Source organism: Bacillus salacetis, from assembly GCF_049177075.1.
Lineage (GTDB): Bacteria > Bacillota > Bacilli > Bacillales > Bacillaceae_B > Rossellomorea > Rossellomorea salacetis_A.
Genome location: NZ_CP185377.1, coordinates 2,863,919 through 2,887,914 on the forward strand (window position 1 = coordinate 2,863,919; position 23,996 = coordinate 2,887,914).

At 41.1% G+C, this 23,996-nt stretch carries 29 protein-coding genes and 1 riboswitch; of the genes, 6 read left to right on the top strand and 23 right to left on the bottom strand.

All coding sequences use genetic code 11. The features are described 5' to 3' along the window. Positions 1-116 precede the first annotated feature (116 nt). The 7 genes from ACOJQI_RS15025 to prsW form a co-directional block, all read right to left on the bottom strand. On the bottom strand, positions 117-698 hold the full coding sequence (locus ACOJQI_RS15025; protein ID WP_421379271.1) for a lysophospholipid acyltransferase family protein: 582 nt from the start codon (positions 696-698) through the stop codon (positions 117-119). After that, positions 695-1,375, bottom strand: a complete 681-nt coding sequence (cmk, locus tag ACOJQI_RS15030) for a (d)CMP kinase (protein WP_421379274.1) — start codon at positions 1,373-1,375, stop codon at positions 695-697. Before cmk ends, ACOJQI_RS15025 begins: the two co-directional genes overlap by 4 nt. Positions 1,376-1,518: 143 nt before the next feature. Continuing rightward, positions 1,519-1,722 (bottom strand): YpfB family protein, encoded by a 204-nt coding sequence (locus ACOJQI_RS15035; RefSeq protein WP_421379276.1) that lies wholly within the window; start codon positions 1,720-1,722, stop codon positions 1,519-1,521. A gap of 105 nt (positions 1,723-1,827) precedes the next feature. Continuing rightward, positions 1,828-2,475 (bottom strand): flagellar brake protein, encoded by a 648-nt coding sequence (locus ACOJQI_RS15040; RefSeq protein WP_421379278.1) that lies wholly within the window; start codon positions 2,473-2,475, stop codon positions 1,828-1,830. 188 nt (positions 2,476-2,663) lie between these two features. Beyond that, on the bottom strand, positions 2,664-4,010 hold the full coding sequence (gene ypeB, locus ACOJQI_RS15045; protein WP_421379280.1) for a germination protein YpeB: 1,347 nt from the start codon (positions 4,008-4,010) through the stop codon (positions 2,664-2,666). A 13-nt stretch (positions 4,011-4,023) separates the two neighbouring features. Next, positions 4,024-4,851: a spore cortex-lytic enzyme gene (gene sleB, locus ACOJQI_RS15050; protein WP_421385480.1), complete on the bottom strand. Its 828-nt coding sequence runs from the start codon at positions 4,849-4,851 to the stop codon at positions 4,024-4,026. 205 nt (positions 4,852-5,056) lie between these two features. After that, complete coding sequence (gene prsW, locus ACOJQI_RS15055; protein WP_421379282.1) at positions 5,057-5,746, bottom strand: glutamic-type intramembrane protease PrsW; 690 nt, start codon at positions 5,744-5,746, stop codon at positions 5,057-5,059. Between the two features lie 110 nt (positions 5,747-5,856). Here prsW and ACOJQI_RS15060 point away from each other — a divergent pair, with 110 nt between their 5' ends. Then, positions 5,857-6,837 (top strand): asparaginase, encoded by a 981-nt coding sequence (locus ACOJQI_RS15060; RefSeq protein WP_421379284.1) that lies wholly within the window; start codon positions 5,857-5,859, stop codon positions 6,835-6,837. 41 nt (positions 6,838-6,878) lie between these two features. Here ACOJQI_RS15060 and ACOJQI_RS15065 read toward each other — a convergent pair whose 3' ends face one another. The 7 genes from ACOJQI_RS15065 to ACOJQI_RS15095 all read right to left on the bottom strand — a co-directional run bounded on the left by ACOJQI_RS15065 (position 6,879) and on the right by ACOJQI_RS15095 (position 13,241). Further along, complete coding sequence (locus ACOJQI_RS15065) at positions 6,879-7,856, bottom strand: YpdA family putative bacillithiol disulfide reductase (protein ID WP_421379286.1); 978 nt, start codon at positions 7,854-7,856, stop codon at positions 6,879-6,881. 255 nt (positions 7,857-8,111) lie between these two features. Further along, a complete protein-coding gene (locus tag ACOJQI_RS15070; RefSeq protein WP_421379288.1) occupies positions 8,112-9,389 on the bottom strand; it encodes a Glu/Leu/Phe/Val family dehydrogenase in 1,278 nt (425 codons plus the stop codon). Between the two features lie 295 nt (positions 9,390-9,684). Then, positions 9,685-10,239 (bottom strand): adaptor protein MecA, encoded by a 555-nt coding sequence (locus ACOJQI_RS15075; RefSeq protein ID WP_421379290.1) that lies wholly within the window; start codon positions 10,237-10,239, stop codon positions 9,685-9,687. Positions 10,240-10,424: 185 nt separating this feature from the next. Beyond that, positions 10,425-11,330, bottom strand: a complete 906-nt coding sequence (locus ACOJQI_RS15080; RefSeq protein ID WP_421379292.1) for a MerR family transcriptional regulator — start codon at positions 11,328-11,330, stop codon at positions 10,425-10,427. A gap of 83 nt (positions 11,331-11,413) precedes the next feature. Next, positions 11,414-12,181 (bottom strand): metallophosphoesterase, encoded by a 768-nt coding sequence (locus ACOJQI_RS15085; protein WP_421379295.1) that lies wholly within the window; start codon positions 12,179-12,181, stop codon positions 11,414-11,416. After that, complete coding sequence (locus ACOJQI_RS15090) at positions 12,178-12,561, bottom strand: hypothetical protein (RefSeq protein WP_421379298.1); 384 nt, start codon at positions 12,559-12,561, stop codon at positions 12,178-12,180. The genes ACOJQI_RS15085 and ACOJQI_RS15090 overlap by 4 nt, the downstream gene beginning before the upstream one ends. A gap of 47 nt (positions 12,562-12,608) precedes the next feature. Continuing rightward, complete coding sequence (locus ACOJQI_RS15095; RefSeq protein WP_421379300.1) at positions 12,609-13,241, bottom strand: CBS domain-containing protein; 633 nt, start codon at positions 13,239-13,241, stop codon at positions 12,609-12,611. Positions 13,242-13,396: 155 nt separating this feature from the next. On the opposite strand from ACOJQI_RS15095, the gene ACOJQI_RS15100 reads away from it, so the two are divergent. Genes ACOJQI_RS15100 through cotJC form a run of 3 tightly spaced genes read left to right on the top strand, consistent with a single transcriptional unit; the run spans position 13,397 to position 14,481 of the window. After that, the gene (locus tag ACOJQI_RS15100) at positions 13,397-13,615 is read left to right on the top strand and encodes a spore coat associated protein CotJA (protein WP_421379303.1); all 219 of its coding nucleotides are present in this window, start codon (positions 13,397-13,399) and stop codon (positions 13,613-13,615) included. Positions 13,616-13,620: 5 nt separating this feature from the next. Beyond that, positions 13,621-13,881 carry a spore coat protein CotJB gene (locus tag ACOJQI_RS15105; protein ID WP_421379305.1) on the top strand — a complete coding sequence of 87 codons (261 nt, stop codon included), beginning with the start codon at positions 13,621-13,623 and terminating at the stop codon, positions 13,879-13,881. A 30-nt stretch (positions 13,882-13,911) separates the two neighbouring features. Beyond that, positions 13,912-14,481 carry a spore coat protein CotJC gene (cotJC, locus tag ACOJQI_RS15110; RefSeq protein ID WP_421379307.1) on the top strand — a complete coding sequence of 190 codons (570 nt, stop codon included), beginning with the start codon at positions 13,912-13,914 and terminating at the stop codon, positions 14,479-14,481. Between the two features lie 32 nt (positions 14,482-14,513). Here the strand turns inward: cotJC and ACOJQI_RS15115 are convergent, their stop codons facing one another. From ACOJQI_RS15115 to ACOJQI_RS15135, 5 genes are all read right to left on the bottom strand, one after another. Continuing rightward, positions 14,514-14,969 carry a YpbF family protein gene (locus ACOJQI_RS15115; protein ID WP_421379309.1) on the bottom strand — a complete coding sequence of 152 codons (456 nt, stop codon included), beginning with the start codon at positions 14,967-14,969 and terminating at the stop codon, positions 14,514-14,516. A gap of 177 nt (positions 14,970-15,146) precedes the next feature. Then, positions 15,147-15,812 carry a LysM peptidoglycan-binding domain-containing protein gene (locus ACOJQI_RS15120; protein WP_421379311.1) on the bottom strand — a complete coding sequence of 222 codons (666 nt, stop codon included), beginning with the start codon at positions 15,810-15,812 and terminating at the stop codon, positions 15,147-15,149. Then, entirely contained in the window at positions 15,809-16,408 is a 600-nt protein-coding gene (locus tag ACOJQI_RS15125) for a CPBP family intramembrane glutamic endopeptidase (RefSeq protein ID WP_421379313.1), read from the bottom strand. Before ACOJQI_RS15125 ends, ACOJQI_RS15120 begins: the two co-directional genes overlap by 4 nt. Positions 16,409-16,412: 4 nt before the next feature. Next, positions 16,413-17,891: a RecQ family ATP-dependent DNA helicase gene (locus tag ACOJQI_RS15130; RefSeq protein ID WP_421379315.1), complete on the bottom strand. Its 1,479-nt coding sequence runs from the start codon at positions 17,889-17,891 to the stop codon at positions 16,413-16,415. Further along, a complete protein-coding gene (locus ACOJQI_RS15135; RefSeq protein ID WP_421379317.1) occupies positions 17,888-18,943 on the bottom strand; it encodes a helix-turn-helix domain-containing protein in 1,056 nt (351 codons plus the stop codon). Before ACOJQI_RS15135 ends, ACOJQI_RS15130 begins: the two co-directional genes overlap by 4 nt. A 237-nt stretch (positions 18,944-19,180) precedes the next feature. Here ACOJQI_RS15135 and ACOJQI_RS15140 point away from each other — a divergent pair, with 237 nt between their 5' ends. Continuing rightward, on the top strand, positions 19,181-19,429 hold the full coding sequence (locus ACOJQI_RS15140) for a ferredoxin (protein ID WP_421379319.1): 249 nt from the start codon (positions 19,181-19,183) through the stop codon (positions 19,427-19,429). A gap of 92 nt (positions 19,430-19,521) precedes the next feature. Here the strand turns inward: ACOJQI_RS15140 and ACOJQI_RS15145 are convergent, their stop codons facing one another. Together ACOJQI_RS15145 and ACOJQI_RS15150 are read right to left on the bottom strand one after the other, a co-directional pair. Beyond that, positions 19,522-20,088 (bottom strand): ECF transporter S component, encoded by a 567-nt coding sequence (locus tag ACOJQI_RS15145; protein WP_421379321.1) that lies wholly within the window; start codon positions 20,086-20,088, stop codon positions 19,522-19,524. Between the two features lie 148 nt (positions 20,089-20,236). After that, a riboswitch (FMN riboswitch) is annotated at positions 20,237-20,381 on the bottom strand. Between the two features lie 140 nt (positions 20,382-20,521). Beyond that, entirely contained in the window at positions 20,522-21,436 is a 915-nt protein-coding gene (locus ACOJQI_RS15150) for a peptidoglycan DD-metalloendopeptidase family protein (protein WP_421379323.1), read from the bottom strand. Positions 21,437-21,677: 241 nt separating this feature from the next. On the opposite strand from ACOJQI_RS15150, the gene ACOJQI_RS15155 reads away from it, so the two are divergent. Further along, the gene (locus ACOJQI_RS15155) at positions 21,678-22,184 is read left to right on the top strand and encodes a hypothetical protein (RefSeq protein ID WP_421379325.1); all 507 of its coding nucleotides are present in this window, start codon (positions 21,678-21,680) and stop codon (positions 22,182-22,184) included. A gap of 31 nt (positions 22,185-22,215) precedes the next feature. Here ACOJQI_RS15155 and ACOJQI_RS15160 read toward each other — a convergent pair whose 3' ends face one another. Together ACOJQI_RS15160 and sigX are read right to left on the bottom strand one after the other, a co-directional pair. Then, positions 22,216-23,409: a hypothetical protein gene (locus ACOJQI_RS15160; protein WP_421379327.1), complete on the bottom strand. Its 1,194-nt coding sequence runs from the start codon at positions 23,407-23,409 to the stop codon at positions 22,216-22,218. After that, positions 23,396-23,932, bottom strand: a complete 537-nt coding sequence (sigX, locus tag ACOJQI_RS15165) for an RNA polymerase sigma factor SigX (protein WP_421379329.1) — start codon at positions 23,930-23,932, stop codon at positions 23,396-23,398. Before sigX ends, ACOJQI_RS15160 begins: the two co-directional genes overlap by 14 nt. Positions 23,933-23,996 lie beyond the last annotated feature (64 nt).

A 23,996-nucleotide genomic window follows, 5' to 3' on the forward strand; every position in this document is an offset into this window, starting at 1 on the left:
TACTCCTCCTTAATCCTTGACTGCTAATCATTTTAAAGTGAGTGAATTCACTTATCTTTAAAAATATTCTTTCTACTAACTTCTAATAAATGGGCTCATTTGTCAAGCAGAAAACCTTACTGATGTTCATCCAAAAGTTTTTGGATTTCACCCATTATGACTTCCGTTACTTTCTCAGCGTTTGCTTTCTCCGCTTTCATCCCTTCCAGATCGACAGGCGGTCCAAAAACCACTTTCAATTTTCTGAATGGTTTATAAGAACCGATGATCGCACATGGAACTACAGCGGCGTCTGTGCGCAGAGCAAAGAACCCGGCACCGGCCAAGCCTTTTCCTAACTTTCCGGTTTTACTTCTAGTACCCTCAGGAAAAAGTCCTAAAACATTATTTTCCTTTAAAATTTTCATGCCGGTCCTTAATGCCTCTCTGTCACTCATCCCCCGTTTTACAGGAAAAGCATTGACATGGGGCAGAATATTTTTTAACACCGGGGCCCGGAACAATTCTTCCTTGGCCATGAATGCCACCGGTCTTGGGCAGCTGATCCCCACAACAGGGGGATCCAGATTATTTATATGATTGCTGCAAAGCAAGACACCGCCGTCTTTCGGGAAATGCTCCGTTCCCTGCACCTCTATTCTGTATAAGGGTGCCAGGATGCCCTTCACAACACCTTTTGCAAAATAGTAAAACTTCATCGAGCCCCTGTCCTTTCTGATACCAGAGCAAGAATCCTGGAAGCCACTTCGTCAATCCCAAGGGAAGTAGTATCAATTTCAACTGCATCACTTGCTTTTTTAAGAGGTGATACCTCACGTTCGGAATCAAGTTTATCCCTTTGGGCAATTTCGGATTTCAATTGCTCCAGGTCGGATGGTATGCTTTTCGATGTGTTTTCACTATGCCTTCTTTTGGCTCTTTCTTCTACACTGGCTAACAGGAATACTTTCACTTCAGCATCAGGGATGACATGTGTACCAATATCCCGGCCATCCATTACAACACCGCCCTCATTTGCCAGCTCTTGCTGCCTTTTGACCATTTCTTCACGTACAAGACGGTGTTTAGCGGCGATTGATACAGAATTTGTTACATTATTCTGCCTGATCTCCTGTGTTACCTCTTGCCCGTCTACGTATACCAGCTGGCCATCCGGTCCTGGGGCAAGCTCAATTTTTGTATCCAGAAGAAGCTTATGAAGGTTTTCCTCATCATTGAGATCCACGTCGCTCTCAATCGCCTTATAAGTAATAGAGCGATACATTGCTCCTGTATCGATATAAATATATGAAAGTTTTTCTGCCACAATTTTGGCAACCGTGCTTTTTCCTGCAGCTGCCGGGCCGTCAATTGCAATCCTTAATTTCTTATCCATAAAATTAAAACACCCACTTTATTATTCTATAGCTTAAATTCTCGTATATTTTACCATAAAAAAAGCATTACACACATAGATTGTTCTAATGTGCTTTAAATCCTTCAACCTGCCGCATACCCGCAAGAAAAAAGAGAGAGCATTCAATCTCTCTCCGACCCCAGATCCTTCTGGCTGTTCAGGACATCAATGATCTCAGTATGTTCCTGCTTGTTTACACCTTCATAAAATGCCAGCTTATTTAATTCAGGCAGGAAATCCAATCCATGAAAGACGATTTGAGTGATAAGCAGGAGGACAAAATGTAAAAATGCCAGTTTGATAAGCAATCGTTCGATTCTTTTCATTTCGACCTTCCATTCTTTCAGCAGTTTACTAAAAGTATGGGTTGTCCATAATCATTTTATTCGTTTCTCGGACAGGATTTACTTTTGAAGGTTCTTTTCGAACTTCTATTCAATTAACCCCTTATTCCTTAACGCCAGCTGCCTCTCAAAGCAGAATCTCAGAATATTCTGCTGCTGTAAATCTTTCAATTCGGTGAATTCCAGGGAGGCAATTCTATTAGTGCTTTTATCCCAAATCCTCACCACACGGCATGGAACATTCAAATAGTGGTACTCCCCTGTCTGCATCGGCAAGACCAGTATGATTTCAACTTCCATTCCGGCTTCATATGACTGGTTTTTCTGTACTTTAACGGCACATCCCCCTGCACTGATATCTGTGGTAATGGTAGGGTAAGAAACTCGTGGAGTAATGACGGCAGCATCCACTGCAGCATCAACCCTCACAAATTGTCTTCTCTGCACCTTTACAAGCTCATTGCTGCCTGGATAGTGAAGGCAGATCATAGGGATATTGCTTTTTTTCCTGCCGGTCACTTCCGTTTCGAATGAATAAACGGTTGTATCATTATATACAAAGCTAACCTTCAGCTGTGTTCCATCAATCAAGAAAACAGTCCTGTCGGTTTCTGTATGAACAGGATAATCAATATATAACCTGGAACCATTGAACTCAACCACTTTACATCTGTATTTCTCGGCCTTTTCCGCCTGAACAGGCTCTAAAGTCAGTATTGTCCCTATTTTTAACATAACTACACTTCCTCGTTTGCATATCCAGCTGTAATCAAATTTTCAAAATTCACCCAATATGTATTATAGGTATATTATGTCATGATTTTCTTATTTCGGCTATAGTTTTTATACAGTTTCACTCCTTGCTGAAACTCTTAATAAACAAACAAAACAGACAGCAGATCAAAATCTGCTGCCTGTGTCCCTTATACTGTTTCTTCGAATATAGGCTCTGCATTTTTAAGCTTTTCTACCTTTTCTTCAATTCCGTTGTCTGCGTTTATATAAATCCTGTAAGTATCATTGCCGAGCATTCCAAGAAACTCATAACATAATACTTCTTCATTCAACTCATTTACAATGACTGCCAACCTGTCTTCCATGATCTTAACTTTCGGATTGATATTCCCTTGTGCTTCAGCTTTGCTTAATGCCGGTTCAGGAATGTTCCGCTCCTGATTGTTTTTCAGATATTCCTCCGCAGCAAAACCGATAACCTGGCCATTATCAAGTGCCACTTTCAATTTTAACGCATCCGGGTAAATCCTTACGCCATTCAACGTTGTTACATAAGTAAATACGCCTAGATTATTATATTGAGCACTTTCAAATAACTCCAGATCCTTGAATTTATTATCTTTTAGAAATGCAGCAGCTTTATTGGCTGCTTCGTTAAGGCTGATATTGCTTGTCTCGACATCCCGGTTATGAATGAAGTAAATCGGATAACCACCCTTTTTGGTTATATCCATACTTGCTTCGCTGTCCGTATTTGCAAGTGAAACACTGTAAAAACCAAAATTCGATCCTTTGCCGTTTTCCGTAACCTTCACTTCTTTCACATCTTTGATTCTTGTATATTTCTTCATGATATCGACTGCTTTTTCCTTGGAAATCTTCTCACCTTGGAGGCTCTTATAATTATCATTTTTCTTTTGGGTATTGACGAATGTTGGTCCACCGAAATTGGCTTCATCATATCCATCTACAGTCTTTTCAACTGTTTTGAACCCGTCGATGATCGTATTATCTGCCTGCTCTTTACCTGTTGCCAGGGCCATCTCTACATCCATCCAGCGAAGGTTGTTTTCAATGACAAGGTGCTGGACGTTCCTTAATTCTTTCTGTATATCCGCGCTTTGCTCATACAGCTGCTGCAGATTCTTGTACTCCTCATCGGATAAAGGTTCTTTGTCGAGGTCCCTTACGGCAACCCTGTAACTGAAATCCCCGATACTAGCAAGGAATTCCTCCGTTTTATTGAAAGGGAGCAACGTGAGCGGAAGCTGCCCCACATCACTATGCGCCTGCGAAGTCAATCTCCATACATCTGCAAGTTCAGGGGACAATGACTTCTTCGAGTTCATCGCAAGCGTTGTCCCTATTTTGTCATGCAGGAGGTCTATTTGATAAGTTAACTCATGAAAGGCACGCTGATAGTTATTCTCTGCATTGATGAGTATGGCATTTTTCTCTTGATGTTCTTGATATCCCCAGTAAGCTGTACCTGCTACCCCTATGGCCAGCACTGCAATCAATATACCTCGGATCAAACCTGATCACCCCTTAGTTACAGAATATGTGTTTACCAATTTTCTTGATTTGCGGCCTGCTCCATATCCACTTGCTTGTTGCTGTAACAGGATTAAAATAGTATTGGGCATTCTCTGAAGGGTCCCAGCCCTGAATGGCATCCATAACAGCCTCTTTAGCCCTTTCATTAGGAGTCAGCCAAATCTGGCCATCCGCAACGGCTGTAAAAGCACCCGGTTCGAAAATGACACCCGCAACTGTGTTTGGAAAAGAAGGACTGTCCACTCTGTTCAGGATTACAGCCGCGACAGCAACCTGGCCTTCATATGGTTCACCTCTGGCTTCACCATAGACGGCATTAGCCATAAGCTGTATATCATTTTGGGAAAATCCGTTTGGAATATTTACCGCAGTCGGTTTTTTGGGCGTATTTGATTTTTCAGGAGCGGTTCCCTGTTTCGCAGGTGTTCCACCACCCCCGCCTCCTGCTTTGCCTCCGCCCTCCGACTGCTTGGCTAAATCAGTGCCTCCGTAATGGGTAAAGTCTTTCCCTTGATTAATCTGTTTTTTCACAAACTCTTTATTATACTTTGAAGCTTTTACAAGTTTATCTTTCGTCTCTTGTCCTGCCAGTCCATCAATAGGCAAGCCGAATTCATATTGAAAATTCCTGACTGCCCAGTAAGTACCCCAGCCGAATACACCATCGATATTACCATTATAGTAACCGATGTACTGTAAGCGGGACTGTAATTCAATGACATCTTCCCCGGTCGCCCCTTTTTGGATGACCTGGTTAGAGAATGCTCCTGCGTGGTCCGTTTCATTTGTAAATGATAAAGTTGATAATATAAGCACCATGAGCAGAAAAACTGTTGTCAACTTGATGTGTTTTTTCACCATGCTTACCCTCCAAATCATGTATTAACATTAAACCTAGTTTCTGTAGTAGGACCCATTTTATACATACACAGGGTTTATATTTAGGCAGAGGAAGTATTAGGAGGTGATGGTGGAATATAAAAAAGACCCCTCATATCAAATTCACACTTTTTGAATGAAAGGTCTATATCGATATTTTTTTATTCATTTCGTTTTGGTCGTAGTGTTTAGTGGTCAATCGATGGGCACTTTTGATTTTCCTAAGGCCGGTCCACCAAAGGAATAACATAAATGGAATCATATAAAAAATCCAGTTTCTCCCGGTGCCCAGTATAAAATCATAGGTTCCATGTAAAACAAAAGGGATTAACAGCGACATGTAAATTCGCTTCATTTTCAGGTGCTGGCCGGCAAACTTGGCTTTGCCGAGATAATATCCCATGACCACCCCGAATAGAGCATGTGCAGAAACAGGAAGCAGCGCTCTGCCAATCGCAAATTCTACGCCATGGGCAACAAGATAAAGGATGTTCTCAACGGTGGCAAAACCAAGTGATACACTCGCTCCGTAGATGATGCCATCGTACGGATCATTGAATTCCACATGCTGCGCTACGGCGAAAAATAAAATAAACCATTTGAAGAACTCTTCCAGCAGACCCGCAGAAACGTATGCATTGATCCAAGGTGAAGTGATGATTCCCTCAGCCTGTAATACATATTGAAGGAACATAATCGGAAAGGTCAATACGGCACCATACATAAATGTTTTGATGATGAAGGAAACCGGTTCGGTCTCAAATTCATCACGCAGATAGAAATAGCTGAGCAAAGCCAGCCCAGGTGCGAAACCAGCTGATAAGATCACCAGCATAAAATTTGTCCTCTTTTCTTTCTGTTTTCTTAATCGTATCATGTAGATGGGAGAAAGAAAATATCCGATTGCAATTACATGAGTATATTCAAAGGAGATGAAGATTACATATGAAAAAACATATTTTAGTCATCCACACAGGCGGAACCATTTCCATGATGGAAGATGCCGCAACCGGTGCTGTTAAACCTGGTGAAGAAAACCCTCTGTCTACACATTCTTCATCCCTGGAGCAATTGGCAGATATTACAGTGAGAGAAGCGTTCCACCTTCCCTCCCCTCATATCACACCTGATCACATGCTTCAGCTGAAACAAATTATTGAAGAAGAATATAAACAGAAACAGTTCCAAGGGGCAGTCATTACACATGGGACCGACACCTTGGAGGAAACAGCATACTTCCTCGACTTGACTGTTGATCTGCCGATTTCCATTGTTGTAACCGGAGCAATGCGTTCAAGCAACGAAATCGGCGCAGATGGACTTTATAACCTTTTATCATCCATAAAGGTTGCAGCCAATGAAAACTCCGTGGATAAAGGGGTCCTGGTTGTCCTTAATGATGAAATCCATTCAGCCAAGAACGTCACCAAAACCCACACAAGCAATGTGTCCACCTTCCAAAGCCCTCAATACGGCCCAATTGGGATAGTGACAAAACGGGGAGTTATATTCCATCATAAACCAACTTCACTGGAAAAATATTCAGTAAATGGCGTATCCAAAAAAATCGCTCTCATTAAGGCTCATGCGGGAATGGATTCCGCCCTGCTGTTTGCCTTAAGAGATCTGAAATATGATGGGGTCATAGTAGAAGCACTTGGACAAGGTAATCTCCCCCCTGCTGCAGTGGAGGGTCTTGAAGGCCTCATTGAGGAAAAAATCCCGGTGGTCCTTGTTTCCAGATGTTTCAACGGCATTGCCCAGGATATCTACGGCTATGCCGGCGGCGGGAAGCAGTTAAAAGAGATGGGGGTCATCTTTTCCAATGGTCTAAACGGACAAAAAGCCAGACTGAAGCTTCTTGTAGCCCTTTCGGCGTCCAACGAACCGGATTTGAAGGAAGTTGAAGAGATATTTAAAAATTAATTAAGAATGGCCCGGGAAGGCTTCCCGGGCCATTTTTCTTTTTATTCTAATGTGTCATCTTTTTCTTTAATCGCTTCAGCAATCAGGCCTCCATGAAACCGGCCATTTTCAATGAAGATTTCATTCGCATTGTTCCCCGCTGCTATAACTCCAGCTATGAAAATTCCTTGCACATTTGTTTCCATGGAATCAGGGTTGAACTGAGGCCTTCCTGTTTCGTGATCGATATTAACCCCCATCTTAGTTAAGAATGAATGATCCGGATGATAGCCAATCATGGCAAAGACGAAATCGTTTTTTAATTCCTTCGTCTCCCCTCCTGTAGAGTATTTGACTTTATCATCGGTGATTTCCTTTACTTCTGCATTAAATTCCATCCCTACTTTTCCATTTTTCACCAAGGCCTCAAATTCAGGTAATATCCAGGGTTTGATACTGCTGGAATAATCACTTCCCCGATATAGGACGGTCACCCGGGCTCCAGCTTTTTGTAATTCTATAGCTGCATCCACTGCCGAGTTTTTGCCTCCAATGACAACCACATCTGTATCAAAGTAAGGGTGTGCTTCTTTAAAATAGTGGTGGACCTTATCAAGGTCCCCTCCTTTGACATCCAATTTATTATGATGGTCATAGTAACCAGTAGCGATGATGACCCGTTTGGTTTCATATTCCTCTTTAGCTGTCTTCACCACAAAGCGGCCATTCCCCGTTTTTGTGACATCCTGAACCTCTTCAAACCTGTTTATCCTAAGGTCATGCAGCTTAGCTACTTCCCTGTAATAAACTAATGCCTGGTTCCTCTTCGGTTTATGCTGTTCAATAATAAACGGTACATCACCGATCGCCAGCTTTTCACTGGAGCTGAAGAAAGTTTGATGTGTCGGGTAATTATATATAGCATTCACGATGTTGCCTTTTTCAATAATCAAGGGATTGATACCGATTTTCTTCAATTCTATGGCCGCAGACATACCGCAAGGTCCTCCGCCCACGATGATGCACTCTTCTTGTCTCATTGCCTTCACTCCTCTGGGGTCGTCACATTCTTATATATTTTTATCATGCCTAATTTAATCGATAAATTATAAAAATTCTCCTACCATAATATGATAGGAGAATTTGATGGTGGATGCAAAACATTAGCAGCAGAATCTCAAATAAAATGCACAATATACATTGGAATGGTTGGATTTTTTCACATTATCCCTGCTTTAAACAGTCCCTTCCCCAACAAAAAAAACAGAGGCCAATATGCCTCTGTTCAAAAGTTATTAAATCCAGCCTCTGAATCTGCTGGCTTCTGCCATTTTTCTGACTCCGACCATGTAAGCCGCCAGCCTCATATCCACTCTGCGTGTTTGAGCAGCATCATATACATTATTGAAAGAAGCTACAAGGATTTTTTCCAGTTTCTCTTCTACTTCTTCCTCCGTCCAGTAATAGCCCTGGTTGTTTTGTACCCATTCGAAGTAAGAAACGGTTACTCCGCCTGAAGATGCCAGAACATCCGGGACGAGAAGAATATCACGTTCAGTCAGAATCTTGGTTGCTTCCAGAGTTGTCGGTCCGTTTGCAGCTTCAACAACTATGCTTGCACGGATATTTCCTGCATTTTCTTCCGTAATCTGGTTCTCGATTGCTGCAGGAACCAGGATATCGCAGTCAAGTTCCAATAATTCTTTATTGCTGATTGTATTATTGAAGAGTTTTGTTACTGTGCCAAAGCTGTCGCGTCTGTCCAGCAGGTAATCAATATCCAAACCGTTTGGATCATGAAGACCGCCGTATGCATCCGAAATACCGATCACTTTTGCTCCGGCATCATGCATGAACTTGGCAAGGAAACTTCCGGCATTTCCGAACCCTTGGACTACAACTCTCGCTCCTTCCAGTTCGATCCCTTTTTTCTTGGCTGCTTCACGTATACAGATCGTCACACCTTTAGCAGTCGCTGTTTCCCGTCCATGTGAACCACCAAGGACAAGCGGTTTTCCAGTAATGAAGCCAGGTGAGTTAAATTCGTCAATGCGGCTGTATTCATCCATCATCCACGCCATGATTTGTGAATTAGTAAATACATCAGGCGCAGGAATGTCCTTTGTCGGCCCTACAATCTGGCTGATTGCACGGACATACCCGCGGCTCAACCGCTCCAATTCCCTAAATGACATGTCACGGGGATCACAAACGATCCCGCCTTTTCCGCCTCCATATGGAAGATCGACGATTCCGCATTTTAAACTCATCCAGATTGAAAGAGCCTTAACTTCCTTCTCTGTTACATTCGGGTGGAACCGGATTCCGCCTTTTGTAGGCCCAACCGCATCATTATGCTGAGCACGATACCCGGTAAATACTTTTATTTTTCCATCGTCCATTCGGACAGGTATTTTAACTGTAAGCATTCTAACAGGCTCTTTAAGAAGCTCATAGACTTCTTCTGAGTATCCCAATTTTTCAAGAGCGAGCTGAATTACTGTTTGTGTCGATTTCAGGACATCATTCTTCTCTTCAGGATTGTTGCTTGCTGCATCTTTCTCGGCTACCATTAATGTAAACCTCCCAGTTCGATTCACTGTTTTACGGAAACATGTCCGCCTTTACAAGCAATAGTATACACGTTTGATATGTGGTTGCAAAGATACAAAAATAAAAAAAGTTCGTTTTTTTGAAAACGCTGTCATTTTCAATATTATCTGATTTTGACTGTTGCTTCTCCATTATTTTTTTACCCGAACGCACTCTCTATATTCATTAAAACCAGACTTTTTTTGTCCTTTACTTAAAGGCAGGCCATTTCAGTCAATGAAAAAGAGGACAGTAATTTCCTGCCCTCCTGCACGGCTATACCCCAAAGTGATCCATTAATACTTCCCTGCATTTTTTATCAATGATTATGTTTCCATATTCTTTCAATACATGAATGGTTTCAGCTGCTTTTTCTCCATATTCACCAACTAAAGAGGCAAGTCTGCTGCTCCATTCCTTTATCTCAATGAAGTATATATCATCTTTTGAATAAAGAGAGATTTCTTCATAATCTGAAGGCGTCAGGCGCCGGGTGAAGGACAGTACATCTTCGAATTGCATAAATTTATACAAAAGATCCTCTTTCACTGCCCCTCCATCTATAAAAGGATTATCCTCAAAAGATTCCTCTTCATTCAATGTAAGGATTAGGACCATTTCATTTGAGTTAACTGAATTAATCTCGACGGTTACAGTGCTTTCCAAGTCGATTCCATACTCACTATACATCTCATCCATCAGCTCTTCAAAAAATTCATGCCAAACCAATGAATCTTTCCACTGATCATCCTCTAGTATTCCCTTTGTTTCTAATTCAGCGATGCTGATCGAAAATTTAACGGTGTTGCTGGATAACCGCTCAAGCTTCATATTTCCGCCCCCTGAGTATGAATGGTTACCAACATACTATGTAAGGAGGAAAAGAAGGTTCGTTCCCAGCGCAGGTTTACTGATATTTGATAAATTTTCATTTGGCATACAGGAGAATTTCTCCATGGTCTTGACAAAAAAACTCAAACGGACTGCTGCCGCTTGAGCTGTAAAATATATTCCTTTTATAAGTTGCTTCTAAGCCAGATATCCCAGTCTTCTTTCTTGGTGCCGACAAGGTTTGCTTTGTATTTTTCCTTCAAGTGATGAGGCAGTGTGTTCACAGCAAGTCCTCCGACACCTACATGCAAAGATTCTTTTTCTTCCTGCAGTTTGTCTATAATACCGAGTGTTTGATCGATGTTCTCCCTCATGGTGCACGATAAGAATAAAAACCTCGGTTTAACCGTGTCGACGACAACCTCAATATCTTCCTCCCGGATGCTGGATCCAAGATAGATCACTTCAAAGCCTTTTCGCCTAACATAGACGGTAAAGATAAGGAGCCCAAGTTCATGAAACTCCCCAGGACCGCAAACAGCAACAACTTTAGGCAATAGACCATTATGGGGAAATGTCTGCATTAGGGTTGAAATTCGTGCTCTCAATACAGCTGATGCAAAATGTTCATGAGCTGTTGTAATTTCATTGTGCTCCCATAGATCACCTATTTTGACTAAGAGAGTCCCCAGGACATCAATGACCACCTTGTCAATTGTATAAAGTGAAAAAGCCGTATTCATAAGCTGGTGGGCCTTTGTTTCATCAAACTGAAGCAATGCCTGTAAAAGTTCTTCAGTCAGGTCATACATCCGGTTACCGGTTTGACTCTCGGAATCCAATTCTTCCGTCACTTCCTGCTTGTCCAGCAGGGAAACTGCCTGACTGATCGTAAAGCCCTGTTCCACTTTTGATACAAGCCATTTTAGTATGCGCAGATGTTCATCTGAGTAAAGGCGGTGGCCGGATTCATTCCGGACCGGTGCAATCATTTTATATCTTCTCTCCCATGCTCTTAAGGTCCCTGGCTGGATTCCGAGCATTTTGGAAATAGCTTTGATATTATATTTTCCTTCGGAATTGTTTGTCATATTAAATCCTCCAAATGTACCCTGTACTAAAATTATAATGGAGTGATTTACAACTGTAAAATGTTGACTCTTTGAACACTCTCTTATTTTCCTTTTATTGTAATCAAATGGGTTTCCGGGGGAGCGCCCAGCCTTAATGGAAGAGCGGTTGTCCCATAACCATTGCTGACCATAACAACTGTCCCGGCAACAGTCGAAATACAGCCTCTTTGATACATGCCAAACCCCAGGATGCGAATTTGTCCCCCATGCGTATGCCCGCTCAGCATCAGGCTTACCTGATGTCTTTTCTCGAGTTTTTTAATTGTGTCCGGATTATGTGCCAAAAGAATCCTGAATGAATCATCAGGAACCCCATCAAACGCCTTTTCTATATCATCCCTTCCGAAACTGAGATCTTCTACACCTATCAAAGCCAGTGGATGATCTTCATCCCCTCCCAGCAGTAATGATGCATTTTCTAACAGGATGACACCATTACTCTTTAGAAGGCGTCGAAAAGCTGTTTCTTCAGCCTCATAATCATTGTTTCCCCATATGAAATAGACAGGTCCCAGCTTTTTTAACTTTTGAAGGTTATGCTGTATCCGATCAAAGGGAACCCCTTTTTCAGTCAGGTCCCCTCCGATTACGACAATATCTGTTTTACCCATGACCTCAGAAATGATTCTTTCATGAACTTTTCTTCTATGGATGTCTGAAATAAAGAAGATGTTTAACGGTTCGGCTGAACCGGGATAATCATCAAAACGCAATTCCTCAACTTTAACTTTATCTATAAATGCTTCTCTCAACATATAAATGAGCAAAAGCAATCCACAGCATATTAGTAAGCCTATAAGTTCTATCATGAAGACCTCCTGCTATTTCCTGAAAAATCTACAGAAATCATACCATAAACAAGAGCTAAACATAAGAATAATAATGTCTGCCACAAACCCGCTATACTTAGAAGATAAAAACCCCCGATATGCAGGGGGATCAAAAAGATCTCCGCAGAGTATTCTCCATGAAATAGATCTATGATCATGGCAATCTCCTTTTTTATTAAATCCGCATTGATTAAGAAACCTGCCATAAATGCAATAGAGGATGCAAAAAATTTAACGGGATCCAACACAAGTTCAACAATGATATCAGATACGCTTACCAGCTCAATAACAGGACACCACTTAATGAAAAGGTATCCTGTTATTAAAGACACGGCTAATTTGAATATGGACAGCAACAAAAAAATCCCTCCCATAAATCATATGAGAAGGATTCTGTTTAATGATTTCAGTCTTCGTAAATATCAAGAATGCGGAAGCCTGATTTTTCAAGTTTCTTCATGAATTTATCAACATTATCTTTCTTTTCAATTTTCAGGACGATTCTCCGCAGCATCCTGTCTGTAGCATCGAAAGTTACCAATGAAATAACAGATTCATGGAACTGTTGAATGATATCTCCCAAACGGGCAATCCGCCCTTCTGTTTCTACAGAAGTAAAGGCGATCCGAATTCCTTCACGGTGCAATCCGAAAGCACTCTGGAACTGCTCCAGTACATCATATCTTGTTACAAGACCAAGGAATTTCCTCTCTTCATCCACCACAGACAGAATCGGAAAGTCCTGCAGTTCAACAAGTGTCTTCTCGAATATTTCATCCCCGACAAGATACTTATCTGTGTGAGAAACGATATCTTTAACAAGGGTTTCTTTGACAAAATCAGCTTTTAATTTTTCTGAATTAAAGAAGTTTTGATAAATATTATACCTTGTGACAACTCCAACATATTGATCACCAGAAAGTACCGGGACACCGTCAATTTGATGATGTTCCAGGACTTCCAGGGCCTTGTCGACCGAATCATTCTCCTGAACCACATAACACTTGTGTTTCGGGATCATTGCACTTTTCACGAACATTCATATCACCCCATTAAATTTAACTATATTATTATAATTCCACGCATATTGGTTAAATACCTGCTTTTTCCTCTACTAAAACAAAAACTTTTGGAATGTATTATTTGGGCATTCATACAATGAAATGAATAAGTAAAATACTGGAGGGACCTGAATTGAATAGTCTGTATAAAAGCTATAAACCCTATGTATCCCCTTTCGATCCGTGCCCGCCAATCAAAGTGAAAACCTATTCCACTCCACCTAATCTCTACCTTGGCTACCAGCCGCCCGACCTGCCTCAATTCACTCCCAAAGAAGCATTAAGGGCCGGGACACTATGGAAAGTTTTTTATGATCCATATTACAGCCCCTATGAAAAATATAAGGAGTGATGAAGATGAAACAAATGCCTCCTGAATATTATCAACTGTTGGAAGATCTTCAGACGGTTGATTTCGTTATTGTCGAATTGACACTCTATCTGGACACTCATCCTGGTGATTCAAATGCGATCCAGCAATTCAACCAATTTGTCAAACAGCGCAAGCAAATCAAAAAGGCTTTTGAAGAAAGGTTCGGTATGCTGACGAACTTCGGATACAGTTACTCTCATTATCCTTATGAATGGCCGGAAGCTCCTTGGCCATGGCAGGTATAACTATAAAACACAGGGAGGGGTCAAGCAGACATGTGGGTTTATGAAAAGAAATTACAGTATCCAGTGAAAGTGAGTACATGCAACCCCAGGTTAGCAAAATACTTAATTGAACAATATGGCGGGGCCGATGGGGAACTGGCAGCTGCACTGCGTTATTTGAATCAACGATATACGATACCGGATAAAGTCATTGGACTCTTGACTGATATAGGCACAGAAGAATTTGCACATTTGGAAATGATCGCAACAATGATTTATAAATTGACCAAGGATGCCACTCCGGAAATGCTTAAAGAAGCAGGCTTAGAGCCCCACTATGTCAATCATGACAGCGCCTTGTTCTATCACAACGCCGCAGGGGCCCCCTGGACGGCAACCTATATCCAGGCAAAGGGTGACCCGATTGCTGATTTATATGAAGATATAGCAGCAGAAGAAAAGGCGAGGGCAACCTATCAATGGATCATCAACATGAGTGATGACCCTGATTTGAATGATGGCTTGAGATTTTTAAGAGAAAGGGAAATTGTTCATTCCCAGCGCTTCAGGGAAGCAGTTGAAATCCTTAAAGAAGAGAGAGATCGAAAGAAAATATTCTAGATAAGAACCTGCAAATTCGTTTGCAGGTTCTTTCATTTACTCACATGATAAAGGTTGATATCCCACTCTTTTTTCAGAAGTTCATATACCTGGTGGCGTCTTTTCCATGAATCTTCCTTCCATAGATCCTTGCTCCGGTCAATTATTTCACTCCTTAAAGCATGGTACTCTTTTTCCGCTTTCTCTTTTTTGTTGTACAGTACTTTCACCGCACCAAACATACCAAAAATAAACAGAAAAGCGTATAGATGGCTCTGTTTGGAAAAGAAAACAGAGAACATCGCTTCAAAGGAATACGAATAAGGACCAAGAATTCTTGCGTAGCAGTAGTATAGAAAACAGAATGCAAAAAACACACTGCTCCAAAGCACAATCAGATGAAGTTGTTTAAACTTGTCCCACTTCTGTTTTCTTTCAATCACATTCTGAAGCATTTGCTTAGTTGCCAGGTCTGTCCAGTCATCCAGTCTGGAAATAAGGGAATTCATTCTCCTTCACCCCAAGTCTTCAATAAGTTCTAATAGTACTATGTATATGAACTTGTCCCTGGTATTAGAATGCAAGAAGGATTTTATTACAGTGCATAAAAATCAAGATAAAAATTTATAACTGTATAAACAAAAAAGCCTTATGAACGAGTCATCATAAGGCTTTTAATATAAGTATTAATCCACCGGCAGCGGGATCTCAAGTACCTGCCCTGCTTCCAGGTCATGAGTTTCTATGTTGTTCCAATCTTTAATTTTATCGATTCCAGCCTGGGAATTATAATAATTCATGGCTATTCTGAACAAGGTTTCGTCCGGCTTTACAACATGTTCAATGACTTGTACATTTTCTTGGTACTTTGTCTCTTGGACTGTGTCACTCTGTTCTGTCAACTGGACAAGGTTTTCTTCATCAACTTCTTCAGAAGGCGGCTCCTCCTGAACCGCTGGCTGCGGCTCTTCAGCGGGCGCAGCTTCCCGAGCTGGTTCATCAGCCGTTTTTTCTTCATTTTCATTGGTGCCGCTTTTGACTTTTTCTTCAATATCTCTTGTTTCATAAGTTACTTCTTCCAGCTGTCCTTTTTCAGTAACAATGCTTCTATTCTCATTTTGGTTATGATCTAAAGAGGTATAAATTCCAAACATCAGTATAGGTAAAAGCACGAAAAAAGCCAGCATTCCTTTTATGAGAGGGTACTTAATTTTCTTCTTTTTCTCTTGGTGCAGCTCACTTCGTTTAGGAAGTGTTTTTTTCTGTTCAACTTCAGGCTCAGGCTTTGGTTCTACTCTTTCAATTTTTTGACGCAGCTTTTCAGCTTGAGCTCGATAAGGATCTCTTCTCATAAAACATCCCTTCTTTTTTCTTGATTTTCGGCTTGATACTTAATCACAAGTCCTAATAAAAAGTCGATGATAAAGTGCATCACCATGGTTACCCCAAGATTGGCAGTCCATTCATAAACCAGCCCAATCCAAATACTTAGGAGAAGAATGTTGAGGATCAGGAACCAATTTCCCCAGTACCTTATATGGACAATGGCAAAAATAAGCGTTCCTGCAATAAAGCCAAAATGATATTGAATGACACCACGGAATAATATCTCTTCACATATCGAGATGACAGCCGCCAGAAATGCTATATGCATAACACTTCTATTTTGAAAAATCCTCTCGTTGATTCCACCGTCATCATAATACTTCTCAGGCAGCATCCTCATTAAGAGTATATCCACGGTGACGATAACGATTCCACTGCTTACCCCATAGAACAGGATTTGACGACTCCAGACAAACTGTTGTAAAAAAGCTGAAATATCGTCATATAAAAATATACCTAAAATGACCGCCACCGTTAATAGGACGAATTGAGTAGCGTAAAGATGAAAGGTTAATTCCCGGTCCGATATTTGCATGATAAGGTCTTTTTGTTTGTTTCTCATAATCTCACTTGTTTAGCAGCATCTTGGATAACTGCTCTTCCCATGTTAATATTTCATCTTGCCTCTCATCCCTTTGGTTTCCTTCAAATCTACTGTAATCCAAGCCGCAAATATCACAGCACATTTCATTACTTCCCTTATATTCTTCGCCGAACATCTTAAGGATCCCGCTTCTTCTGCATGTTGATCCCATGGCCCAGTCTGCCATCATGCCAATCTTGAGACGTTTGCTTTCCAGCCGCAAATCCCTCGTTTTCTTCACAAAGGTGGCCAATCCCTGGTTATCGGGTATTGAACCTTTGCTCCTACTTATATATACCTGCTTATAAAAGCTTAAAAACCTGATATGGATTTCATTTAATCCCAATTGGTCCATTAATTCGGACTCTGATTGCATTCCGGCCCGTTCAAAAAATTCTTCTATTTGAAAATCGGCAGGCATTTCATTATCCGTAATCTGATATAGCAGTCCCTCATCTCCCGGAGAATAGAGCAGCATGGCGATACTTCCCTGTCCATCCCTTCCCGCTCTCCCAATCTCCTGAAGATAAGCTTCAGCACTTGAAGGAAGATGAAAATGGATAACAAAGCGGATATCTGCTTTGTTGACCCCCATCCCAAAAGCACTTGTAGCACAAATGATATCCAGCCGGCCATGAAGAAACTGTTGTTGAATAAGAATCCTTTGCTCCTGTTCCATTCCTCCATGATAATAGGCGGTCTTGTGCATTCCTTTCTGTTTAAGCCAATCTGCCGTATCTTCAGCCATTTTCTTACTGGAAAAATAAATGATTCCCGGTTTTTGAAAGGAAGAAACAAGCTCAAACAAGGTTTCCATTTTTTCTTGGAAGGATGATACTTTCTTAATCGCAAGACTTATATTTGGCCTGTCTGCCGAATAGACAATTTCTTTACAGACTTTCATATGGAGGATTTTCCTTATATCCTCCCTTACTTCCCTGTTTGCTGTAGCGGTTAATGCAAGAGTCACAGGAGAACCAAGAGAAGCCCTTACATCTCCAAGTCTTTGATAATCCGGCCGGAAATCATGCCCCCATTGTGAAATGCAGTGTGCTTCATCTACCACAAACAAGGACACAAGCAATGACCGCAGCCGTTCCATTACTTTAGGAGCCATCAACATCTCAGGCGAAATAAAGATAAATCGGAACTGATTCAGGTTCCGTAAAATATAGTTCTTTTCCCGATAATCAAGAAAGGAATTAAGGGCTACGGCTTTCTTCTCACCCATTACTTTCATATGTTCAACCTGGTCCTGCATTAAAGAAAGGAGCGGCGAAACAACAAGAACGGTGCCGCCGGTGATATAGGCAGGCAGCTGATAGCACAACGACTTGCCCGTTCCAGTGGGGAGCATTGCTATGGTATCCCGTCCTTCCAGCACCGACTGTATTACTTCCTCTTGGCCAAGTCTGAAATCAGTGTAGCCAAACCATCTATTCAGTTCATTGTGTAAATTCATATTCGATCACCATATCTCGCTAATGTAAGCCTGATTTGAAAATAAGACAGCTGTGGAAGAGACTCCTTTATAGGTTTAAGTTTCCGTTTATTCACTTCTTTTGCTATTTGAATAATGCTCTTAATATCGTCCGGAGGTACAAAACCTTCTATTGAAAATTGATTATCATTCAGTGCAATCTCTACGACATGATCTTCAATTGTACTTTCTTTCAGTCTCCGGATTTCAGCAATTTTCTTTATGTCGAATCCCCGTTTTAACATCTTATAGGTTTCCACACTTGATTGAGTGAGGGAGATTTCCGGAACCAGATCTGACATAAGTGAATAAAGTAAGGGAAATGTTGATTTCCGCTCTGTTACCTCATTTACCATATAATGCAAAACGTTTAAGAACCTGTACCAGTACTCATCTTCTTTCAATCCGAACTTATCTGCTGCCTGACCCCTGGTAAGACCGATGTATTCTCCTCCAGTAAGGCGGCAGATCAAGATTTCGGGATCATCGGGAAACTCATCCTGTTTAACCAGGGAAATCAATTCTGTATATAAGAGGTGATTCAATTCCTTTAATGGTGCGGGAGGTTCATACAAAAAAGTTTTAATCCACCTTTGAACATCCCGTTCCCTCTGGATCGGATAGTATTTCTGCTCAGCTCTTATGTAATGGGATAACACCTGAACCAATAGAGATATTCTTTTCCAGAAAGCTTCCACCGAACTGCCGTAAAGCCAGCCGTTCAAAGAAGCAGGGAAAAGGTTTTCCTTAAAAAAATCCACCAATTGATCATGTCCTTCTTCAGTAAGGGTATACCTCTCAGGTTCAAACTCGGCTATCAACTTTTTTTCATGTAAATTTGAAGCCATTTGTTCGAAGCTGCTCCGCTTCATAATTGGATAAGTGTAAAAAAGCTGAGTCAAAGAATACAAATGGGCATCCTGGATGGTCTGGGAAGACCTCTTTCCTTTAAGCAAATGAAAGATCGAAAAGATGGTTCTCTCTCCATTGATTTTCTTGAGACAATAAAGAACGACGGCCTCAATATAGGTCATATATTTACTCCTTTTAGATCTGTTCTTATTTAAATAATTGTATCATGAAATTGACATTTTGCGACTTTTTCCTACTTATCCTAACAGGACATTAGATAGAAATTATCTTCAATGGGAACCTTAACTATTGAAAGTTTCTTGATTCACCATTAGAATAATAATATGAATATTAATACACTTTACGGACGAAGTGTATGATACTTAACAATATCGACCATTTTTCAGGAGGTTTTTCCATTGCCAAAGTATACGATTGTTGATAAAGATACATGCATTGCATGTGGAGCTTGCGGTGCTGCCGCTCCAGACATCTATGATTACGATGATGAAGGTATTGCGTTTGTGGTTCTTGACGATAACGCAGGTACAGTTGAAGTACCGGATGTTCTCGAAGATGATATGATAGATGCTTTTGAAGGCTGCCCGACAGATTCCATCAAGGTTGCTGATGAGCCATTTGACGGAGACGCCTTGAAATTTGAATAGATAGCAGGCAAACGGCTGGTTTTTCCAGCCGTTTTTTTCTGTCTTTGAGTAAAAATATAAAAGCGGCTGACATTTGTCAGCCGCTTCGTTATTTAAGCACGTTTAAATGCAAATTGTTTATTTAGCCATACATGCATCCTAGTGAATAATAAAGCAAAAACTACTGCAATCAGGATACCCTTCAATATATTGAATGGAAGGATTCCGGTAACAATAATAGTAGTCGGCAGTTCAAAGTTCATAAAGTATTTATAAGCAGGCAAAATAATAAAATAATTCAGCACACTCATTAACACCGCCATCACTACTGTCCCAGTAACAAGACCTGTCACCATTCCTTTTTTAGATTGGATACGGTTATAAATGTAATAAGCGGGTAAGATAAATGAAATTCCAGCCATGAAATTAGCGAAGTGGCCAATTGGTACTCCTGTGTCACTGCCTGTCATTACATAATCCAGGACGTTCTTCAGCAATTCCACTAAAATCCCGGCAACCGGCCCTAATGTGATCGCTGCAATCAATGCAGGAACATCGCTAAAGTCCACCATTAAAAAGCTGGGGAACGGCGGGATTGGAAAATTCAACAACATCAGTACATAAGAGACTGCACTGAGCATTCCAATCAAGATAAAACCTCTGGTATTCAATTTCTTCATGCTTCCTCTCTCCTCTTGGTGACTCATCTCACGTCAGAAGAAAGGTTTTGCCAGAGCAACCTAAAAAAACTCAAGAGGATCTCTTGAGAAGTTTAAAAGGCATGCCCGAATAAACGTTCAAAAACAGAATTTTTGAACGCGGCTCCACCTTCATCTCCTCCCATCCAGACTTTACTGTCGGCTTTGGAATCTCACCAAATCCTGCCCAAACAACAGGCTCGCGGGCTTAGAATGATTGTATTCAGTCACTCATCACCGCCGGTCGGGAATTTCACCCTGCCCCGAAGACGAATCTTTATTTTTTTGTACATCATCATTATACAAAATAACAATCAATGTGTGAAGGGATTAGCTCGAAATCGAGATGATTTTTGTCTTTGAAAGGGTCTGAGCAAACTCTTTACGGACCAAACTGTCTTTTCATCTCCCAAAGCTATTCTATTTGAACAACAAGTTCCTGTGCGGGAAGGATCGGTTCGTTTTTCCCCAAACCATTCCATCCGGTCAAATCCTCAACAGAAACGTTATACTGTCGGGCAATGCCAAACAATGTTTCACCTTGTTTCACCAGATGTACCTTCCCTCTTTTATCAGCAATGACCAATTGCTGGCCTGGGATTATTGTGGAATCTCTCAACTCATTTTGTTTAATGACCTCCACTGTACTCACTTCATATGTCTGTGCTATGCTCCAAAGGGTATCCCCTGATTGAACGGTATGTATTCGCTGTTCTGCTTCCTCTTTTCCCTCTGAGACAGCAGAATCAGAAGGATGCAGGGACTCTGAACCGGCAAGCTTAAGTGCTACTTCACGGACCTGATAGGGATCGTGTTTTTTGGCAAAGACTGTCTGGCCTGTTTCTCCTTCACCAAAAACAATATAAGGATCGATTGCATTATTTTTATCAATATTCCAATCACCTTGATGGATTTCGAAATGCAGATGCGGGCCGGTTGATCTTCCTGTGTTCCCCAGTGTCCCTATTTGTTGGCCTTTTTTCACTGCTTGTCCTTCTTCTGCTTCCCTTTCGTTTAGATGACCGTAGACAGTTTCATATCCATTTGAATGTTTGATGAATATTACATGTCCATAGCTGGACGAATAATAGGACTTGGAAACAACTCCATCATCAACGGAAAACACAGGAGAACCATGTTTCCCTCCAATATCGATGCCTTTATGCTTTCCTCCCCTTGTACCGAAGTGATCCGTAATATAACCGTCTGTTGGGAAAAGCCAAGAAGATGTCCCCTCTTCTGCATGTGCCGCTCTTCCGCTGAGAAACAGCAGACTTACACACAATGCAAGCAAACCGACAATCAAAACTCTTCTTATATAGTCAACCATTTATATCCTCCTTAATTATCTGGTACGCTTTAAAACTATGAAAGCTTGTACCACCATAGAACAAAAGATTGCCTTTTCTTCCACGAATCATGCGACTAGGTTGTAGAATCAGCATTTTTTGTCTCATTAAAAATTCCCTAGATAGCATTTACTATATTTCTATAAATATGTATGTTTCGTTATCTGCATAGTATTTTAAATATTGAGTATATTGTTGTAATCTTTAAAAGAGGTGAGCTTTTTGCATAAATTACTTGGATTTTTCTTACTGATTGCCGGGTTATCATTAGCGGGTTGTTCCTTTGGAGATCAGGAGGATGTCTGGTTTGATTCAAAAGAAGAAGCAATTGAAGGTGGATTGCAGCAAAACGAATTGAATAAGTCAGCTCTTTTAGCATTTGAAGAATATCGAGGGGAGACAATAGTGTTTTTCAAGAGAGATGAATCCTTGGGTACTGCTGTTATATCTGAAGGAAAAAAAGGGGTCAGCTGGCATCGTGACCATCCCTATAACGGCTTTGAAGCCGGAGGGGACCTTCCTTATTCTACAGTGGGTTTCGACCTTGAGAGTAACACAGGGGAGAAAATATCCATACTTGCCGGTAAAGTATTTGATTCGTCAATTCAATTATTACGCTTGAATGATGGAGGAGTGATAAAAGAATTGAAAGTCGATGCAGAATCAGGACTTTTTTTCGCTATCCATGAAGCCCCTTACTCATCACTTGTGATCAACCCAATAAAATAAGGCAAAAGAAAACCGGGAGATTTCCCGGTTTTTAGTTCAGTATCTTTTTATTCGGGCTGACCGGAACGGTAACAGGCTGAGAAAAATCAAAACCTTTCCAATCGGTGCTTTCCACATTTTCAAACAATACTGCTTCAAAACCGAATTCCTTAGCTGTCATTAATATTCCTTCGATTAACAGCAAGCTATCTGGATTATCTTTGAGAGTGAGCTCTTTGTTAAAGGAAAGTGTCAGAAGGTTGTTTTCTATGGTGGTTTCAAATTGAACATCATTCGCGATAACCGACTCAAGGAATCCGTTAGGCGACGTTTTCATTTTTGATAAAGCATCGTTGACCGACTCAAATTTTTCTTCACCTGGCACAAGGTAAGAATCTCCGTTTCCGCTGGTATATTTATAATATCCCTTATTTGAATGGACCGTTTTTATAATTTCTGACACTTCACCCATGTGTGAAAACGAAGGAACTGATCCATCTGCATTTCGCAGCTTCACTTTTTCATAGGGGGATGATTCCAATACCATCACGATGGAGTCATAGAAAAGTTTCTCCCCACCCCCACTGAGTTTCCCCTGTTCTTCATCAGTTACCGTGTATGTTAATTCATTTGTTTCTTTATCAATGCGGAGCGACCCCTCAAGTGGATAATAATTATCAAAGCCCCAGTCTTCCTCAGGTATTCCACTGGAAACCTCTTCAAATCTCTCCAGCCAGTTCCCTGTTTCTGATTTTTCCACAAGGACACTCACAGGTACAGCAAAAGCATCAGCTGTGACCAGTCCATAGGTAAAAACATCATACTGAAGTAAATCTTCCTCATAGACATTGGTCAGGTCAGCAGTTTCTGCTTCCATCATCATGATTGATTCATGATTGCTTTCAGCGCCGCCTGCATTACTGTTTTCTTCCGTCCTCTCCGGCAAAGAAGCAATTTCCTTTTCGGCAATGCCTGTATCAGCTGATTCTTCCACTGCCATATCTGAAGCCGAGTTTTCAAATTCTGTATTATTCATGGAATTAAACAGTGAAGGTGTAATCAAGGCAAGAATCAAGACAGCAGCTATTCCGGCGAGAGCAGGGTACCCCCAAGACTTAGGTCTTTTGGCAGCTTTGTCCCCGCTGACGGCCTGATAGATTTCCTCCCGGCTTCTGCTGTCTTTTAGGGAGGGCATCTCTCTCAAGAGGTTTTCAATTTCCGTCTCTTCCCAATTATTTTTCTTCAATGATGGCACCCTCCTCTCGTTTTTGATGCTCCATCAATTTTTTCAGGGCTTTGATGGCCCTATGCTGAGTAGTTTTCACTTTACTTTCAGTCCAATCCAGGACTTCCGCCGTTTCTGTAATGGATAGATCCTGTATATATCTCATAGTTATAACCATTCTTTGGTCTGTTGTACATTTATCAATGCACTTGTATAAGTCTCTTATTTCTTCTTTTTGCATCGCCACTTCTTCCGGGATTTCGTTTTCATCTTTTATGGGCTGGCTCCAATCAAATTTCTCGAGGATCCTGCCCTTCCATCCCTTTTGTTTTCGGTAGTGATCGATTGCGACGTTTTTAGCTATTGAGAAAAGCCAGGTTTTTTCTGTACTTTTCCCTTCAAAATTTTTATGCGACTTCAGGACGCGTATATATACTTCCTGGACCAGATCTTCTGCGAGCTGCCGGCTCCTGACTGTATATATTAAGAATTGGAATACATCCTGGTGGTATTTTGAATATAATTCTTCAAAAACGGAGTCCATTTCTTCCCCTCCCCGTTCAATGGATTAGACGGATTTAAATAATAAAAGTTACACCCTCAACTAT

Bases quoted from the DNA above. Each gene is read 5' to 3' on its own strand.
- ACOJQI_RS15040 (WP_421379278.1), bottom strand. From the start codon at position 2,475: ATGTTAAAAATAGGGACAATACTGACTTTAGAGCCTGTTCAGGCGGAA.
- ACOJQI_RS15065 (WP_421379286.1), bottom strand. From the start codon at position 7,856: ATGAGACAAGAAGAGTGCATCATCGTGGGCGGAGGACCTTGCGGTATG.
- ACOJQI_RS15075 (WP_421379290.1), bottom strand. From the start codon at position 10,239: ATGAAGCTTGAGCGGTTATCCAGCAACACCGTTAAATTTTCGATCAGC.
- ACOJQI_RS15035 (WP_421379276.1), bottom strand. From the start codon at position 1,722: ATGAAAAGAATCGAACGATTGCTTATCAAACTGGCATTTTTACATTTT.
- cotJC (WP_421379307.1), top strand. From the start codon at position 13,912: ATGTGGGTTTATGAAAAGAAATTACAGTATCCAGTGAAAGTGAGTACA.
- ACOJQI_RS15125 (WP_421379313.1), bottom strand. From the start codon at position 16,408: ATGAGAAACAAACAAAAAGACCTTATCATGCAAATATCGGACCGGGAA.
- ACOJQI_RS15135 (WP_421379317.1), bottom strand. From the start codon at position 18,943: ATGACCTATATTGAGGCCGTCGTTCTTTATTGTCTCAAGAAAATCAAT.
- ACOJQI_RS15130 (WP_421379315.1), bottom strand. From the start codon at position 17,891: ATGAATTTACACAATGAACTGAATAGATGGTTTGGCTACACTGATTTC.
- ACOJQI_RS15150 (WP_421379323.1), bottom strand. From the start codon at position 21,436: ATGGTTGACTATATAAGAAGAGTTTTGATTGTCGGTTTGCTTGCATTG.
- cmk (WP_421379274.1), bottom strand. From the start codon at position 1,375: ATGGATAAGAAATTAAGGATTGCAATTGACGGCCCGGCAGCTGCAGGA.
- prsW (WP_421379282.1), bottom strand. From the start codon at position 5,746: ATGCTGGTGATCTTATCAGCTGGTTTCGCACCTGGGCTGGCTTTGCTC.
- ACOJQI_RS15085 (WP_421379295.1), bottom strand. From the start codon at position 12,181: ATGATAGAACTTATAGGCTTACTAATATGCTGTGGATTGCTTTTGCTC.
- ACOJQI_RS15120 (WP_421379311.1), bottom strand. From the start codon at position 15,812: ATGAGAAGAGATCCTTATCGAGCTCAAGCTGAAAAGCTGCGTCAAAAA.
- ACOJQI_RS15070 (WP_421379288.1), bottom strand. From the start codon at position 9,389: ATGGTAGCCGAGAAAGATGCAGCAAGCAACAATCCTGAAGAGAAGAAT.
- ACOJQI_RS15115 (WP_421379309.1), bottom strand. From the start codon at position 14,969: ATGAATTCCCTTATTTCCAGACTGGATGACTGGACAGACCTGGCAACT.
- sleB (WP_421385480.1), bottom strand. From the start codon at position 4,851: ATGGTGCTTATATTATCAACTTTATCATTTACAAATGAAACGGACCAC.
- ACOJQI_RS15145 (WP_421379321.1), bottom strand. From the start codon at position 20,088: ATGAAGAAATTGAATACCAGAGGTTTTATCTTGATTGGAATGCTCAGT.
- ACOJQI_RS15105 (WP_421379305.1), top strand. From the start codon at position 13,621: ATGAAACAAATGCCTCCTGAATATTATCAACTGTTGGAAGATCTTCAG.
- sigX (WP_421379329.1), bottom strand. From the start codon at position 23,932: ATGGACTCCGTTTTTGAAGAATTATATTCAAAATACCACCAGGATGTA.
- ACOJQI_RS15095 (WP_421379300.1), bottom strand. From the start codon at position 13,241: ATGTTCGTGAAAAGTGCAATGATCCCGAAACACAAGTGTTATGTGGTT.
- ACOJQI_RS15080 (WP_421379292.1), bottom strand. From the start codon at position 11,330: ATGACAAACAATTCCGAAGGAAAATATAATATCAAAGCTATTTCCAAA.
- ACOJQI_RS15060 (WP_421379284.1), top strand. From the start codon at position 5,857: ATGAAAAAACATATTTTAGTCATCCACACAGGCGGAACCATTTCCATG.
- ACOJQI_RS15025 (WP_421379271.1), bottom strand. From the start codon at position 698: ATGAAGTTTTACTATTTTGCAAAAGGTGTTGTGAAGGGCATCCTGGCA.